This window comes from [Mycobacterium] stephanolepidis (assembly GCF_002356335.1).
Taxonomy (GTDB): domain Bacteria; phylum Actinomycetota; class Actinomycetes; order Mycobacteriales; family Mycobacteriaceae; genus Mycobacterium; species Mycobacterium stephanolepidis.
In genome coordinates this window covers 3,983,263-3,998,113 of sequence record NZ_AP018165.1, presented here as the reverse complement: position 1 = coordinate 3,998,113, position 14,851 = coordinate 3,983,263, and the positions used below count along the sequence as shown (strand labels likewise).

Sequence of the window (14,851 nt, the reverse complement as noted above, 5' to 3'; positions counted from 1 at the left end):
GCATTACTCGCTAACAGGAATGAGCTTGCCAGGGTTGAGAATTCCCCGTGGATCGACGGTTCGCTTCACCGCCTGCAATATCTCGATACCGAGCTCACCGACCTCGTCGGCAAGCCACGGCTGATGATCGCGCCCTACTGCGTGATGGTGGGTGATGGTGCCGCCCGCGGCGACGATAGCGTCACCCGCAGCCTTCTTCGCCTTGCCCCATTGGGTCATCGGGTCCTCAGCGGCCGCGCACACCACGGTGAAGTAGAGCGAGGCGCCGGTGCGATAGGTATGCGAGATATGGCACAAAACCAATGGTGGGGTGCCTTGGGCGCCAAGGGCTTCGGCGAGTGCTGTGGTGACCGCCGTACGCAGGGTCGCGAGGTTGCGCCATGAGGTCGCGGTCTCCAACGTCTCCACCACCGCGCCGGCGTCGATGAGGGCATCGCGCAGGTACGGTGCATCGAAACGGCCGTGATCCCAGGCCTTGCCGGGCTCATCGCCGAGAGCGGTGCCACCGGCGGCGGTGAGAACGGCCGCTACCTCGGCCGAACGGGCCGCAACATGTCCGTGGGTGCCCTCCACCGTGGTGATGGCCAACACTCCGGTGGCGGGGTTCTTCCCGCCGATGTCCTTGGCCAGCGCGAGATTAAGCCCGCTTTCTGCCTCATCGGACAGCCGCAGCACGGTGGGTGCGGCATCGGACTGAACGAGCGTGCGCAGCGCCTGAGCCCCGGCATCGAAGGAAGGGAAGGACCAGCCCTGGTACCAGGTGTCCTCGGGGAGCCGGTGTACGCGCACCGTCACCTCGGTGATGATGCCGAGGGCCCCTTCCGATCCCAGGAAGAGCTGTCGCAGGTCGGGCCCGGCTGCCGACGCGGGCGCCTTGCCCAGGGCCAGATCACCACGCGGGGTGGCGATCCGGACCGCGTCCACCATCGCGTCGAAGCGCCCGTAACCGCTGGAGGCCTGCCCGGAGGATCGGGTGGCGGCGAAACCGCCGATGCTCGCGAACCGGAAACTCTGGGGGAAGTGCCCGAGTGAGAAGCCCTTGGCGCCAAGGAGTTCCTCGGCTTCGGGGCCCGTCGTTCCGGGCAGCAGCACGGCGGTTCCCGATTCCTCGTCGAGGGAGACCAGGCCGGACATTCTTCGCAGATCCACTGTGATGACTGCGGTGAATCCGCCGCGCTCGGGATCCAGCCCGCCGACCACGCTGGTGCCGCCGCCGAACGGTACGACCGCAATGGCCTGCTCGCCACACAGCGCGAGGAGTGCGGATACCTCCTCATGCGATGCCGGGTAGACGATGGCGTCGGGGGCTTCCTGGACATCGGTGGAGCGTCGGCGCAACAGGTCCGGGGTGCTCTTGCCGCCCGCATGTCGCAGCCGCGCGCCGTGATCGGTGCGCACATGCTCCGTGCCGAGCAGTTCGGACAGGGCGGCCAGTTGCTCTTCGGTGAGTGAGCTGGGGGACAGCGTGACACTCGACTCATCGCGGCTGGCCGGATCCCGTTCGGGAATGCCCAGCGCCGACGCCAAGAGCGCCTTCACCTGAGGTGAGAGAGTCTGTCGTTTTTCGGCCACGCCCCAGGCGTCCCACTCCATCATGCGTTACAGTATTACATAGGATGGCAAGTTGTAACGAAGATTTCTGGGAGAAGGTGAGGTGGCATGACGGTCGAGACGACTGACATCGCCGGGGTCGAGGAGATTCCGGCGGATGCCGTCACCGAACGCATCCTGGATGCCGCGTTGTCGTGCGTCACCGAGTTCGGGGTGCGCCGCACCACGCTGGTTGAGGTCGCCAAACGTGCTGGTGTCAGCCGTCCGTCGGTGTACCGGCGCTGGCCCGATGTGCGCTCCCTGGTCGCCGATCTGCTGACGCGGGAAATGGCGTCAATCCTGCCCGCGACCGGACAGGGGCACGCACGCGATCGCCTGGTCCAGTCGGTGACAGGTCTGGTCACCCAGGTACGCGAGCATTCGATTTTCGCGGCGATCCTGCGATCGGACCCCGAACTTCTGCTGACCTACATCGTGCGGCGATTGGGGACCAGCCAGCGTGCGCTCATCGGCTGGACCGCGATGCTCATCGCCGAGGGTCAGGGCGACGGATCGATTCGTGGCGGTACCCCGGAGCAGATGGCGGCGATGGTGCTGCTGATCGGCCAATCGGTTCTCCAGTCGGCGCGCATCGTCACCGACATCATGTCGCCGGACGAACTTGTACACGAATTGGCCACTGCCATCGACGGATATCTCAAGGCTTGATCTGCCCCCTAGGAGAATTCATGACAACCCAGCTCAACAGCACGCGACGCGGCGCCGATCTTGCGGCGCTGGCCGGTGGCGCTCCGGTTGACGTCCTCGTCATCGGCGGCGGTATCACCGGTGTCGGGGTGGCACTGGACGCAGCGAGCCGGGGCCTGCGGGTCACCCTGGTCGAAAAGCATGATCTGGCCTTCGGGACAAGCAGATTCAGTTCGAAGCTGGTCCACGGGGGATTGCGCTACCTTGCTTCGGGCCAGGTGGGTATTGCCCGGGAGAGCGCGATCGAGCGGCACATCCTGATGACGCGTACCGCCCCGCACCTCATTCACCCTCTCGCGCAGGTTGTTCCGTTACACCCGGCGGTGAGCATGTTCAGCCGGACGCTGGTGCGGGTGGGATTCGTGGCGGGGGATGGGCTACGCAAACTCGCGCACACCTCGGCCGACGTGCTGCCGCGCTCACGCGCCATCGACGCGGGCGAAGTGATCCGCCGTGCCCCAACTGTGCGGCGCAATGGGCTTCGCGGTGGCCTGATGGCATTCGACGGGCAGCTCGTCGACGATGCGCGGTTGGTGGTGTCGATCGCGCGCACCGCAGCCGGACTGGGCGCCCGGATCCTCACCCGTGTCTCCGCCGAGGAGGTCACCGGCGACGGTGCGGTGCTTCGCGACCGGCTGACCGGCAATACCACCCGGGTGCAGGCTGGTTTGGTTATCAACGCCGCCGGGGTATGGGCCGGCCAAGTCGATCATGACATCAAGCTGCGTCCTAGCCGCGGCACACACCTGGTCTTCCGGGCCGCCGGCTTCGGCGGACTTACCGCGGCCCTCACCGTTCCGGTGCCCGGGACGATCAACCGTTTCGTGTTCGCGCTACCCGCCATTCACGATCGGGTATACCTCGGCCTCACCGACGAACCGGCACCCGGCCCGGTACCGGATGTGGCCGAACCGTCGGCGGCCGAAGAGCAATTCCTCCTCGACACCGTGAACACGGTGCTGCAGACATCACTGTCCGAATCCGACGTGGCGGGGCGGTTCGCGGGGCTGCGGCCACTGCTTGACGGGGATGACTCCGCGACCGCCGACCTGTCCCGTAAGCACGCGGTCCGGGTATCGGATTCGGGTGTCGTCAGCGTGGTGGGCGGCAAGCTGACCACCTATCGCAAGATGGCCCAGGACGCGTTGGACGCGGGCCTGGAACGCCGGCCGCTTGCGGCTTCGGAGTGTGTGACACAGAACCTGGCGGTGGTCGATGACTGGCCGGGTTCTGTTGGTACGCCGTTGGTTAACGGTGTCGACATCACCCGCGAACAGGTTGAGTTCGCGCTCACCCATGAGGGTGCACTCGATACCGATGACATTCTTGATCGTCGCACCCGTATCGGGCTGGTGCCCGTCGACAAGGAGCTGGCGGTCGGCGCGGTCCAGGGACTCGTCGACTCCTACTTCTCGCAGGTGAACTGAACGACGTCGATCCAGCCTTCCCGGAAGGCATCGGCACAACCCGTGAGGTACTTGATGTACCTATCGTAAACCTCTTGTGACTGAAGGGAAATCGCTTCATCCTTATGCGCGACGAGGTTGTCGGCCCAGCAGTCCAGGGTGCGCGCATAGTGCGGTTGCAGGCACTGGTGGCGCGTTATGCGGAAGTCCGCGAGTGCGGCATGCTGATCCACCATCGGGACGGAAGGTAAACGGCCACCGGGAATATCTCGGTCATCATGAAGTGCATGAATCGGACCCGCGACATCAATAGCGGAATGCCCATCCGCTTCAATTCCTCGGGGTGATAGCTGACGATGGTGTGTAGCAACATCTTTCCGTCATCCGGCAGTATCTGATGGGCCATCGAGAAGAAGCTGTCGTACCGTTCGTGGCCGAAATGCTCGAAGGCGCCGATGCTGACTATTCGGTCTACGGCGCCGTCGAACTCCTCCCACCCGGCCAGTCGCACCTCGTGGGTACGCGAACTCTCGACGGAGTCGAGAAGGTTGGTGACATGCGTGAATTGATTTTTACTGAGGGTGAGGCCGATGACGTTGACGTCGTAGTGTTCGAGGGCGCGTCTCAGCGTGGCGCCCCATCCACAGCCCACGTCCAGCAGGGTCATCCCGGGTTCCAGGCCCAACTTTCCCAGTGCGAGGTCGATCTTGGCCTGCTGTGCCTGTTCGAGTGTCAGGGTCTCGGGCTCGAAGTGTATGCGCAGCTGTAGGTTCTGCTGGGGTCGAGGAACAGTGCGAAGAAGTCGTCGGATAGGTCGTAATGCGCTTGTACATCGGAGAACTTTGGAGTCAATTTCGACATAGGGCGACCTCCCATGAGGATGGCGCGATGCCCCGAACGGCGCGCGGCTGTTGATGGACGTTGGTGCTGGCTGATGTCCCGTGCCGAGGCTAGAGCAAGATTGTTGCAGGTACAAGGGATATGGGCATATTTAGCAAGGGGTTTGATCTGCGCGAGATCGTTCCCTACGGGTGCTAATTAGCGACCCGCCGCCTCAGATTCCGTCTCATCCTGCGCAGGTTCCGATCGGGCGAAGTTCTCGGTGAGCTTGGCGATGACGTGGCCCCATAGTGGTTCGGGCAGATCGTGGCCCATTCCTTCGATCAGTGCCAAACGTGCGCCGGGAATGGCCCGGGCGATGGCCCGCGCGCCCGAAGGACGCATCAGCTTGTCGGCCCTGCCGTGCAAAACCAGTGCGGGAGAGGTGATTCGGTTGTCGAAAGGCGCCAGGTTGCCGGTTCCCATGATGGCCGCGAACTGCCGGGCAAACCCCTTGGGGTAGTAGCTGCGGTCATAGTACTCGGCAGCGTGCAGATACGACTTCGATTGGGACTGCCGGTATTTCGGACTACCAATGGTCCGACCCACCCGCACGCTGTTGGCGATGATCTCCTCGCGGGTGGCGCCGGCCGGCGGGGGCGTCAGCAACGCCATCAGCTGACGTGGCCCGGGCGGGGGCAGGAAGGGCTGGTTGTTGCTCGACATGATGATGGTGACCGTTTGTGTCCGGTCGGGATGTTCGGCGGCGAAAACCTGGGCGATCATGCCGCCCATCGAGGCGCCCACGACGTGTGCCTGCTCGATGCCGAGATGATCGAGCAGACCGGCCGCGTCAGCCGCCATATCCTCCAGGGTGTAGGCGGTATCGGTGATCTTCACGCCGGCAAGGAATTTCGCCATGGTTGGCAGGAGTGCGCCGCCACCGGCGCGCACCCCGTCCAGCTTGGTGGACAGGCCGCAGTCGCGATTGTCGAAGCGGATGACGCGGTAACCCTGGCCGGCGAGCTGCTGGCAGAATTCGGTACGCCAGAACACCATCTGCGCGCCGATGCCCATGATGAGCAGTACCGCGGGGTCGGCCGGGTTGCCGAACTCCTCGAAACACAGTTCGATATCGCCGACCTTGGCGGTGCTGGCTGTCATCTCAGATATCTCCCTCGCGGTTGTGCTCACGGCTGATATCGACAATGAAATTGCCGAAGTAGCCCTTGAGTTCCGGGTCTTCCATCATCTGCCAGCGCGGCGCCAGCAGCTTCATGTACCGCTCGACGTACAGGAATTGCTTGCCGATGAGCACCAACTCACGGGGAAGCTTCACGTCGTATTGCTCGGCGAGCGCCGATAGCTGCTTGCCGATCTCCGAATATGACATGTCGCCAAGGGATTTCACCGTGAGCGGGGTCGTGAAGGCCTGGATATCCCGAGTGCCCTTGTCGGCGTCGCCGGGATTGCCGACGGCGCCCAGCAGCACCACGATCTTGCCCGCGGCGCGATGATCCTTCTTGACCAGTAGCGCGTGAATCAGCTCCCGCAACAGCCAGCGGGTCCGTGGGTCGATGAAGCCGACGATGCCGAAGTCCAGGAAGACGATCCGGCCCTCTTCGTCCACCAGAAGATTTCCCGCATGCAGGTCGCCATGGAACAAGCCCTGACGCAGTCCGGATTCGAACACCGAGAACAGCAGCGACTTCACCAGTTCGGTGCCGTCGAATCCCGCCTTGCGAATGGCCGGAGCATCGTCGATGCGGATGCCGTGCACCCGCTCCATGGTGAGCACTCTGGAGGTTGTGTAATGCCAGTGCACATCGGGCACGCGGATGTTCTTGCCGAGTGACGAGGTGTGCAGGTGCTCCACCCAGGTCTGCATGGCCTGGCCCTCGGCGAGGAAGTCCAGCTCCTCGGACAGGTTCCCAGAGAAATCGTCCACCACATCGCGGGCCGAAAGCATCCGGCCTACCTTGCCCAGTTCCAGTAGTGCCGCGCCGCGTTTCATGATCTGCAGGTCGGCGGCCACCCGGCGCCGGATTCCCGGACGTTGGATCTTGACCACCACGTCTTCGCCGGAATGCAATGTCGCGTAATGCACCTGGGCGATCGACGCGGATGCGAACGGCTCGGTGTCAAAGCTGGCGAAGAGCTTTTCGGGTTCATCTCCGAGCTCGGAGATGATGAGTTCACGGACCTGGACGGAGTCGGCGGGCGGCACGCGGTCCAGCAGCCCGCGGAATTCACGAGAGAGCGGCTCGCCGAACGCGCCAGGGCTGGACGCGATGATCTGGCCGAGCTTGACGTACGTGGGGCCGAGGTCGGAGAAGGTCTGGGGGAGCTCGGCGATGAGCTTCTGCTCGAGGCTGCCCTTTGTGGTGATCTTGCCCAGTACTCGTCCCGCGGTGCGGGCGACCTGCCAGCCGGTCGTGCCCAGTCGGGCGGCCTCGGAGAGCAACGCCACGCGCCCGAGCGGTGCAACCTGACGTCCACGGCCTTCACCTACGCTCCGGCCGGAACGTTCTTGGGCAGTCATGAAATGCAAGTGTGCCGCATCGGGCCCGTGCAGCCCTAGTCAGTCCTGCACGCGGTTCCCCGCGAGCGGGAGGCGCCCCGATCAAAAGTCGCCAACAACTCTGAGGTCACCGGCTCCCACACGGGCTCGGGCAGATCGTGGCCCATCCCTTCGATGAGCGCGAATCGCGAGTTCCGGATGTTCTTGGCCACCACCCGGCCGTTCTGATAGGGCACCAGCGGGTCGTTGCGGCCATGGATCACCACCGTCGGAGCGGCGATGGCTCGTGTGAAGCGCAGCAGACTGCCGGTGCCCAAAATGGCATCGAATTGGCGCACGGTGCCCACCTTGTAGTCACTGCGGGCCCGGTGGGCGAGGATGCGCTGCCGCAGCTCCTGGGGGGGGGGGGGGGGGGGGGGCAGGTTGTCGGGCCCGTTGTAGACGATGCCGTTGTTCACCTCGAACTCGAGCCATTCCTCGGCAGTCGCGTTCTTACCGGGGGCGATCATGGCGGTTTTGATCAATTCCCAGGATGGCAATCGGGAGAACGGGCGGCCGGTCGCCGAATAGATGATGCCGACGGAATTGACGCGCTCGGGGTAGGTGCCCGCGAAGACCTGCACGATCATGCCGCCCATCGAGGCGCCCGCGATATGCACTGTGTCCAGTTCAAGGTGGTCTATGAGGGTGCGGACATCCTCGGCCATGTCGATAAGGGTGTACGGCACCTCGCTGCCCAGGCCGAAGGCATAGCGCACCACCCGGCGCTGAACCGATCCCGGCGCTTTGTGGCCGTCGAGTTTCGTCGACAGCCCGCAGTCGCGATTGTCGAAGCGGATGACCCGATAGCCGCGGTCCAGGAGTTGCCGACAGAACCCGTCCGGCCACATCGGGAGCTGCGCCGCCACTCCCATCACCAGGATCACCGCCGGATCGGCGGGGTTCCCCAGGTCTTCGTAGAAGAGCTCGATATCGCCGTTACGTGCGACGCCGGATCGGGTGGGGACTTCGGAGGACAGCGGCACCATTCCTGGATACCACGCCGTTTTGGATGATCGCCCTCATCTGCGGTAATCTGGCCCAGCTCCACCGAAGACCGTCGGTCACCTCTCACGAGGTTGAAGGTCCAGGACTCGTCCTGGCGGCCCACGCAGGAGGACGAGGTTAAACCCGCGGACCAAAAGTCTGTGGATTTTCACGCCCCGACCTGTCTGCGTCGGGGCGTTCGTCATTTCCATTGCGTGCGAAATGCGGAAAGCCTTCTCGATCTCGGACCGTCTTGTCTTAGGTGCAGCGACCGAAACGAGATGAGGAGGCAATACATGGCCAAGACTGAAAAGGTCACCGCCGTTGCCGAGATCACCGAGCAGTTCAAGGATTCGACTGCGACCGTGATCACCGAGTACCGCGGCCTGTCGGTGTCCGCTCTGGCCACCCTGCGTCGCTCTCTCGGAGCTTCCGCCACCTACTCCGTCGCCAAGAACACGCTGGTCAAGCGTGCGGCTTCGGAAGCTGGCGTGGAGGGCCTGGACGAACTGTTCACCGGCCCAACGGCAATCGCGTTCATCAAGGGTGAGCCCGTGGACGCTGCGAAGGCCATCAAGACCTTCGCGAAAGATAACAAGGCCCTGATCATCAAGGGCGGCTACATGGATGGCCGCGCTTTGTCAGTCGCCGAGGTTGAGCGCATCGCCGATCTGGAATCGCGCGAGGTGCTGCTGGCCAAGCTGGCCGGCGCAATGAAGGGCAACCTGGCCAAGGCCGCCGGGCTGTTCAACGCCCCGGCGTCCCAGGTTGCACGCCTGGCCGCCGCCCTGCAGGAAAAGAAGGCCGGCGAAGAGGCAGCGTAGAAACGCCCCTTCGATCCGCCAGTACCAACCAAACCTGTTGTAAATCAAGGAAGGAACCAACATCATGGCAAAGCTGAGCACCGAGGAACTGATCGATGCTTTCAAGGAGCTGACGCTGCTTGAGCTGTCCGAGTTCGTCAAGACCTTCGAAGAGGTCTTCGAGGTCACCGCTGCCGCTCCGGTCGCCGTCGCCGCTGTCGGTGGCGCTGCCCCGGCCGCCGAGGCTGCCGAAGAGCAGAGCGAGTTCGACGTCATCCTGGAGAGCGCCGGCGACAAGAAGATCGGCGTTATCAAGGTTGTGCGCGAGATCGTCTCCGGCCTGGGTCTGAAGGAAGCCAAGGACCTGGTCGACAGCGCCCCCAAGCCGCTGCTCGAGAAGGTTGCCAAGGAGGCCGCCGAGGACGCCAAGGCCAAGCTCGAGGCCGCCGGCGCGACGATCACCGTCAAGTAGTTCGCAGTACGTTTCGAATCCCGGCCCCTGGGAGTCTTCGGACTTCCAGGGGCCGGTTTCGTTTTCAACCCGCACACTCGGGGTGTGGCCATCTACCTGCTGATCGCCCTGGGCGCTCTGTTGCTGCTCCTGATGGTGGTTCGTGCTCGGCGTCCACGTGCGCCGGAGGCGCCCGCACCCGCACCACGAACGACGGCGCGCACCGATGACCAACTGCGCAGGCAACTGCTGGCGCGTCTGGCCCGGGACATGCGCGCTCCAGCGGCACGGGCCGTCCGCACCGTGGCAGCGCTGCGGGACACCGCGGCGTCGTGTCCGGCGCCGCCCGCAATCCCGCCGCCCCTAGGGATCCGGACGAGGTGTCCTGGGCGCCCCTCTAGATCAGCGCGGCAATCCGGGTGGCGGCGGTAGCGGCGGAGCTGTTCACCTGTTCGGGGGAGTCGCCCAGTGCGATAAGCAGATCCGTGGTCATGGAGCCCAACACCGGGCCAACGGCCTCACCGTTCTCGCCCCAGAACCCGGCCAGTTCCAGCATGACGAACCCGTGCATGACGGTCCAGAACTTGGCGGCGGTCGCGGCGACCTTCGCGGCGTCGTCGGGGGAGCCGTCGATCCGGCCCGCGGCCATCGAACGTTGCACACTGCGATAGAGCTGCGTGGCGCTGGCGTGCTGTGGTGTCAGGTGCACGGTGTTGAACATGTTCCGGCTGGGCGCGTTGATGCCGTGTGCGCTGGTGACGCCGAACATCAGCCGGTACATGTGGGGGTGGTCGATGACGAACTGGCGGTAGACCATGCCCGTCACCATGAAATCGGCGATGGGGTCGTCAGTCTGGGGTACGTCGGCCTGTGCGCCGGAGAACTGACGTAGACCTTCCTCTGCCACCTCTGCGATGAGCTCGCGCATGCCGCCGAAGTAGGTGTAGACCGCCATGGTGGAGGTGCCGGCGGCAGCGGCGATCTTGCGTGTCTGCAGTGCATCGGGTCCTTGTTCGTTCAGAAGCCGTACGGCCGCTGCGACAAGATCGACCCGGGGATTGCGGGCGACTGCCCGGTCGTTTCCCTGACTGTTTCGCGGAATAGATGCGCTCATTGTCTTGCCATGTTCGCACAACGGGAGTAGGTTCACCATAACGGCGTAATAACGATGTTATGCCAGCCAGTCAGCCCTGGAGGACACGATGACCGCCACAGTCCAGCCCACCGCCACGGAGAGTGTGTATCTGACCGGAGTCTGGGAACCGGTTCAGCAGGAAGTCACCAGTACCGACCTGTTGGTCGAGGGGACAATTCCGGACTATTTGGACGGGCGCTACCTGCGCAACGGCCCCAACCCCGCCGCCGAGGTGGACCCCGCGACCTACCACCTGTTCAGCGGCGATGCGATGGTGCACGGCCTGTCGCTCCGGGATGGGAAGGCACAGTGGTACCGCAACCGCTGGGTGCGTACCGCGGCGGTACGCAAGGCTCTTGGTGAGCCCACGGTCGCCGTCGGCACCTCGGCCGGCACCTCGTTGATCGGACCCAATACCAATACGCTCAGTCACGCGGGTCGCACCCTGGCGTTGGTAGAGGGTGGTATCGCCAACTACGAGCTCAGCGACGAGCTCGACACGTTGGGGGCCTGTGACTTCCAGGGCACTCTGCACGGTGGCTACACCGCGCACCCGAAGATCGATCCCGACACCGGCGAAATGCATGCCGTGTCATACTCTTTCGCCCGCGGCAACACCGTTCAATACTCGGTCATCGATGCCTCGGGGCGGGCCCGCCGTACGGTCGACGTCAAGGTCCAGGGCTCCCCGATGATGCACGACTTCACGCTCACCGAGAAGTACGTCGTCTTCTATGACCTGCCGGTCACCCTCGATACCGCGATGATCACCAAATCGGTACCGATGCCGCCGATTCTGCGTAAGCCCGCCCAGCTGGTCATGCAATCTCTCATCGGCAAGATCAAGATCCCGGGCCCGATCGCGGCCAGGGCAAGTCAACTGTCCGGCAAGTCTCCTTCGATTCCCTACTCGTGGAATCCCAAGTACCCAGCCAGAATTGGTGTGATGCCGCGTGAGGGCGGCAATGCGGACGTGCGCTGGTTCGAGATCGAGCCGTGCTACGTATTCCACCCGCTCAACGGGTACTCCGAGATGCGTGACGGTCAGGAAGTTGTGGTGATTGATTTAGTCCGCTATGACTCCATGTTCTCCGCCGACGTACTCGGCCCCAGCGATGCACGTGGCCTGCTCGACCGCTGGGTCATCAACTTGACCAAGGGCACGGTCACCATGGAGCGCCGAGATGATCGCCATCTCGAGTTCCCCCGCATCAACGAGGAGCTGACCGGTAAGAAGCACCGCTATGGGTACCTGCCCTGCATCGCGGGGGCATTCGAGTCCGACGGCAAGGTAGACGGCAGCCTGGTCAAGTTCGATTACCAGACGGGTGCCGACAGCCGGACCACACTTGATTCGCTTGCGGTGGGTGAGATGTCGTTTGTGCCGAATCCTTCGGGAACCGCCGAGGACGACGGTGTGCTCGTCGGGTTTGGTCTGAGCGCCGGGACGTCTGAGGGCAAGTTCGTGGTCCTGGACGCACAGACGCTGGAACTCGCGGCGACGGTGGATCTGCCGCAGCGCGTTCCGGCGGGCTTCCACGGCAACTGGGCTCCCCGCTGACATCATGAACGGCCCGCTGCCGGAGTCGTTGCGCTACACGGACGGACGGTACGTCTTCGAGCGAAGGCCGGGGCTGGACACGACGAAGGCGCCGCTGGCTGAGCGCCGTCGTTTCGCCGGTGCGCTACATGCGATGCATCGGCCCTGGTTCGCGATCCGAGTGCCGCGCGGTGTCGGCGTACTGACCACCATCGGAAGAAAGTCGGGGAGCCCGCGCGTCACCTATGTCAAGGCGGTGCGCGACGGGAACAGGGCCTACTTGGCTGCGATTACCGGCCGGCACACCCTGTGGGTCAAGAACATTCAGGCCAACCCGTCGGTGAGCCTGCGGCTCACCGACGGGACATACACCGGTACGGCTCGAGCGATCGCGTCCGGCGATCCGACGTACGAGAAGGCTTGCGAGCGATTCTGTGGTGTCGTACACCCCTTCGACTACCTGGAGAATGTGTTTCACCGCAAGGGGTTGCCCTCGCACCGCAAGATTGTCGAATTGCATCGCGCCTGGTTCGAGGGTGGGACACCACTGGTCGTCGAACTCGACACACGAGTGTGACGGCGCCGGGAAATCGCCGCTGAATCCGCGTGACGGCGTCACACTCGTGACATGGAGATCACCTCGGCCATCAGTGCCATCCTCGGGGCGTTCGGGCTCTCGGGTGCTGCCGGACTGAACGCCTGGCTGCCGCTGCTCGCGGTGGGCGCCGCCGACCGGCTCGGGTGGATCGAACTCGGCCCGTCGTACGGCTGGCTGTCCTCCACCCCGGCGCTCATCGTCCTCGCGGTCATTTTTGTGCTCGATCTCATAGGAGACAAGATCCCGGCCCTGGACTCGGTCCTGCACGCGGTCGGCACGTTCATCGCGCCGGCATCGGGTGCCATTTTGTTCACCGCCGAGACAAGCCTTTCCTCGCACCTGCCCCCGGCAGTGGCCGCGATTCTTGGGGCCATCACCGCCGGCAGCGTCCACGCCGGCCGGACAGTCGCACGCCCTTTCGTCACCGGCACCACTGCGGGAGTGGGGAATCCACTGGTCTCGACCGCCGAGGACGGCACTTCGTTGGTCTTGACCGTCCTCGCGCTGGCGCTGCCGATTCTCGCGTTTGTCGTGGTGTTGGTGCTCATGGTCGCACTCGGTTCGTTGACCTTCCGGGCGATTCGGTGGGCACGCGGTAGGCGTAGAACCGACACCGCCGGCCCGTAGGTAGCCCTGGTGATAACGGCTATCGCAGGACGAATGTGGCTGGGGCTCATAGAGTGATGGGGACGAGAGAATGAAGGTGACATGAATCTGGCCGTACGGCACGTCTTTATCGCTTGCGCCGCACTACTCGTAGCGCGGCTGACCATGCTGGACCACGGTCTGGCGGCGGTGTGGGGAGTAGACCGGGGTGACGATGCCCTCGGCACGATCGAGTGGGCGACCGTCGCCGGTGACGTCGTGGCAGTGGTGACATTGCTCGTGTTCGCCCGATTGGGCAATCACATTCGCCCGACGACCTTCCTGGCCGCGGGCCTGGTGATTCTGGGCCTGTCGACAGCCGGATCGTTGATACCGGGGTCGGCGACGCTGCTTGCCTGGGTGATGCTGGTTTCGGCACTGGGTGCGGGTCTGACCATGGTGGCGTCCATGCTGATCGTCCTGCATTCGACCCCCAGAAAGGGCAGAGGTCTGTCCCTGGGCTTCTGGGTGGCGATGTACCCGGTGGCGATGCTGGCGGGCCAGGTCCTGGACATCAACTCGCCGCAGAACTGGCGCCCGATCACCTACGGAATTCTTGCGGCAACCGTCGTGGTGCTGATCGTGGTGCTCACCCAGCCGCACCGCGAGTTCGTCGGCACCTTCGATACCTTCGACCTTGTCGGAGCTCTGCTGTGGCTGGTCGGGGTGTCCGCGCTCGCCTGGCTGCTGATCGACGAGGCGTCGCCGGTGCGCGCGGTGATTCTCGCGATCATCGCGCTGGCGGCCTTCGGTGCGCTCTTCGCGCAGACTCGGCGCCGTGGGTCGGCGGCGTTGATCGCGGCCGAGGTGCTCACCCGCCCGGTGGTGCTGGCAGCACTGCTGGCGATCACCGTGCTCACGTTCCTGGTGCGGTTCGCCGACTTCGACCATGCGGCGATGTGGTGGTCGCTCGATCGTGAGCAGACGCCCTCGGATACGCCGGCGTTCGCACTCTTCGCCTCCGGACTGGTCCTGGCCCCGGCGGCCGGATATCTCATCGATACCGGCAAGCGCACCCTCGTCGCGGCTCTCGGTGTGGCGCTGCTGGCGGCCGGAGTGGTGGCGACCGTGATCGAACTGCGGTCCGTGACGACCGAGGGGGGATTGGTACTGGGACTGCTGCTGTCGGGGGCCGGTATCGCGACGCTGGCCGTCTACCTTTTCTACGCGGTCTTCCACGGGGTCTCGCCCGTGCAGCTGACCGTGGTCGGAGGCTTGGCCGTCACTGCGTCCGCGCTGGGGGTCGTCCTCGGTGAGTTCGTTCGGCAGCGTGCCGAGATCGATCTGCTGACCGGATATGGCCTCACGCATCCGAGCGTCTTCGCCGATATCGTCGGGTTGATCGTCGTGCTCATCGCGGTGCTGGCCGGGGCGCTGCTCATCGTGGAGCGTCGGCGCCATGGTGCGGCTGATAAGGAATCCGCGGACAAGTAGTAGGCAGGACCTCCGGGACGGACTTGCGCATGTTCGCGGGGCGGCGCGTACTAAACGTGTAGTGGCTGGTTATCACAGTTAGCCAGTCGACGGACTCGTATGGACGCAAACGCGATGCAGCTCCTGGGCATACGCTAAAGTGATCCGAACCACAGCCTGGCCGGGTTGGTGGCGA

At 64.4% G+C, this 14,851-nt stretch carries 13 protein-coding genes and 1 pseudogene; 8 read left to right on the top strand and 6 right to left on the bottom strand.

From position 1 onward, the window contains the following. Positions 1-3: 3 nt before the first annotated feature. Positions 4-1,596: an FAD-binding oxidoreductase gene (locus tag MSTE_RS19890; protein WP_096503807.1), complete on the bottom strand. Its 1,593-nt coding sequence runs from the start codon at positions 1,594-1,596 to the stop codon at positions 4-6. A 63-nt stretch (positions 1,597-1,659) separates the two neighbouring features. Between MSTE_RS19890 and MSTE_RS19885 the strand changes: the two genes are divergently transcribed. Next, positions 1,660-2,259, top strand: coding sequence for a TetR/AcrR family transcriptional regulator (locus MSTE_RS19885; RefSeq protein ID WP_096503805.1), 600 nt, complete (start codon positions 1,660-1,662; stop codon positions 2,257-2,259). Between the two features lie 20 nt (positions 2,260-2,279). Beyond that, positions 2,280-3,725 (top strand): glycerol-3-phosphate dehydrogenase/oxidase, encoded by a 1,446-nt coding sequence (locus tag MSTE_RS19880; RefSeq protein ID WP_096503803.1) that lies wholly within the window; start codon positions 2,280-2,282, stop codon positions 3,723-3,725. Here MSTE_RS19880 and MSTE_RS19875 read toward each other — a convergent pair. From MSTE_RS19875 to MSTE_RS19860, 4 genes and pseudogenes are all read right to left on the bottom strand, one after another. Next, a pseudogene (locus tag MSTE_RS19875) lies at positions 3,704-4,565 on the bottom strand (cyclopropane mycolic acid synthase family methyltransferase). The gene MSTE_RS19880 and the pseudogene MSTE_RS19875 overlap by 22 nt on opposite strands. A 177-nt stretch (positions 4,566-4,742) precedes the next feature. Further along, positions 4,743-5,687: an alpha/beta fold hydrolase gene (locus MSTE_RS19870; RefSeq protein WP_162291471.1), complete on the bottom strand. Its 945-nt coding sequence runs from the start codon at positions 5,685-5,687 to the stop codon at positions 4,743-4,745. A gap of 1 nt (position 5,688) precedes the next feature. Next, the gene (locus MSTE_RS19865; protein WP_162291690.1) at positions 5,689-6,993 is read right to left on the bottom strand and encodes an ABC1 kinase family protein; all 1,305 of its coding nucleotides are present in this window, start codon (positions 6,991-6,993) and stop codon (positions 5,689-5,691) included. 107 nt (positions 6,994-7,100) lie between these two features. Beyond that, positions 7,101-8,072: an alpha/beta fold hydrolase gene (locus MSTE_RS19860; RefSeq protein ID WP_096503797.1), complete on the bottom strand. Its 972-nt coding sequence runs from the start codon at positions 8,070-8,072 to the stop codon at positions 7,101-7,103. Between the two features lie 294 nt (positions 8,073-8,366). Between MSTE_RS19860 and rplJ the strand changes: the two genes are divergently transcribed. Together rplJ and rplL are read left to right on the top strand one after the other, a co-directional pair. After that, positions 8,367-8,894: a 50S ribosomal protein L10 gene (gene rplJ, locus MSTE_RS19850; RefSeq protein ID WP_096503795.1), complete on the top strand. Its 528-nt coding sequence runs from the start codon at positions 8,367-8,369 to the stop codon at positions 8,892-8,894. Between the two features lie 64 nt (positions 8,895-8,958). Further along, positions 8,959-9,345 carry a 50S ribosomal protein L7/L12 gene (gene rplL / locus MSTE_RS19845; protein ID WP_057964799.1) on the top strand — a complete coding sequence of 129 codons (387 nt, stop codon included), beginning with the start codon at positions 8,959-8,961 and terminating at the stop codon, positions 9,343-9,345. 376 nt (positions 9,346-9,721) lie between these two features. Here the strand turns inward: rplL and MSTE_RS19840 are convergent, their stop codons facing one another. Continuing rightward, on the bottom strand, positions 9,722-10,477 hold the full coding sequence (locus MSTE_RS19840; RefSeq protein WP_162291470.1) for a TetR/AcrR family transcriptional regulator: 756 nt from the start codon (positions 10,475-10,477) through the stop codon (positions 9,722-9,724). Positions 10,478-10,526: 49 nt separating this feature from the next. On the opposite strand from MSTE_RS19840, the gene MSTE_RS19835 reads away from it, so the two are divergent. The 4 genes from MSTE_RS19835 (at position 10,527) to MSTE_RS19820 (ending at position 14,676) form a co-directional block, all read left to right on the top strand. After that, on the top strand, positions 10,527-12,020 hold the full coding sequence (locus MSTE_RS19835) for a carotenoid oxygenase family protein (protein ID WP_096503792.1): 1,494 nt from the start codon (positions 10,527-10,529) through the stop codon (positions 12,018-12,020). Between the two features lie 4 nt (positions 12,021-12,024). Continuing rightward, positions 12,025-12,576 carry a nitroreductase family deazaflavin-dependent oxidoreductase gene (locus MSTE_RS19830; protein WP_096503790.1) on the top strand — a complete coding sequence of 184 codons (552 nt, stop codon included), beginning with the start codon at positions 12,025-12,027 and terminating at the stop codon, positions 12,574-12,576. 51 nt (positions 12,577-12,627) lie between these two features. After that, positions 12,628-13,224 (top strand): DUF4126 domain-containing protein, encoded by a 597-nt coding sequence (locus tag MSTE_RS19825; RefSeq protein ID WP_096503788.1) that lies wholly within the window; start codon positions 12,628-12,630, stop codon positions 13,222-13,224. Positions 13,225-13,305: 81 nt separating this feature from the next. Beyond that, positions 13,306-14,676 carry an MFS transporter gene (locus tag MSTE_RS19820; protein ID WP_096503786.1) on the top strand — a complete coding sequence of 457 codons (1,371 nt, stop codon included), beginning with the start codon at positions 13,306-13,308 and terminating at the stop codon, positions 14,674-14,676. Positions 14,677-14,851 lie beyond the last annotated feature (175 nt).

Excerpts from the sequence above, each read along its gene's own strand:
- MSTE_RS19880 (WP_096503803.1), top strand. The coding sequence starts at position 2,280 with ATGACAACCCAGCTCAACAGCACGCGACGCGGCGCCGATCTTGCGGCG.
- MSTE_RS19820 (WP_096503786.1), top strand. The coding sequence starts at position 13,306 with ATGAATCTGGCCGTACGGCACGTCTTTATCGCTTGCGCCGCACTACTC.
- MSTE_RS19870 (WP_162291471.1), bottom strand. The coding sequence starts at position 5,687 with ATGACAGCCAGCACCGCCAAGGTCGGCGATATCGAACTGTGTTTCGAG.
- MSTE_RS19835 (WP_096503792.1), top strand. The coding sequence starts at position 10,527 with ATGACCGCCACAGTCCAGCCCACCGCCACGGAGAGTGTGTATCTGACC.
- MSTE_RS19890 (WP_096503807.1), bottom strand. The coding sequence starts at position 1,596 with ATGATGGAGTGGGACGCCTGGGGCGTGGCCGAAAAACGACAGACTCTC.
- MSTE_RS19825 (WP_096503788.1), top strand. The coding sequence starts at position 12,628 with ATGGAGATCACCTCGGCCATCAGTGCCATCCTCGGGGCGTTCGGGCTC.
- rplL (WP_057964799.1), top strand. The coding sequence starts at position 8,959 with ATGGCAAAGCTGAGCACCGAGGAACTGATCGATGCTTTCAAGGAGCTG.
- rplJ (WP_096503795.1), top strand. The coding sequence starts at position 8,367 with ATGGCCAAGACTGAAAAGGTCACCGCCGTTGCCGAGATCACCGAGCAG.
- MSTE_RS19840 (WP_162291470.1), bottom strand. The coding sequence starts at position 10,477 with ATGGTGAACCTACTCCCGTTGTGCGAACATGGCAAGACAATGAGCGCA.
- MSTE_RS19860 (WP_096503797.1), bottom strand. The coding sequence starts at position 8,072 with ATGGTGCCGCTGTCCTCCGAAGTCCCCACCCGATCCGGCGTCGCACGT.
- MSTE_RS19830 (WP_096503790.1), top strand. The coding sequence starts at position 12,025 with ATGAACGGCCCGCTGCCGGAGTCGTTGCGCTACACGGACGGACGGTAC.
- MSTE_RS19885 (WP_096503805.1), top strand. The coding sequence starts at position 1,660 with ATGACGGTCGAGACGACTGACATCGCCGGGGTCGAGGAGATTCCGGCG.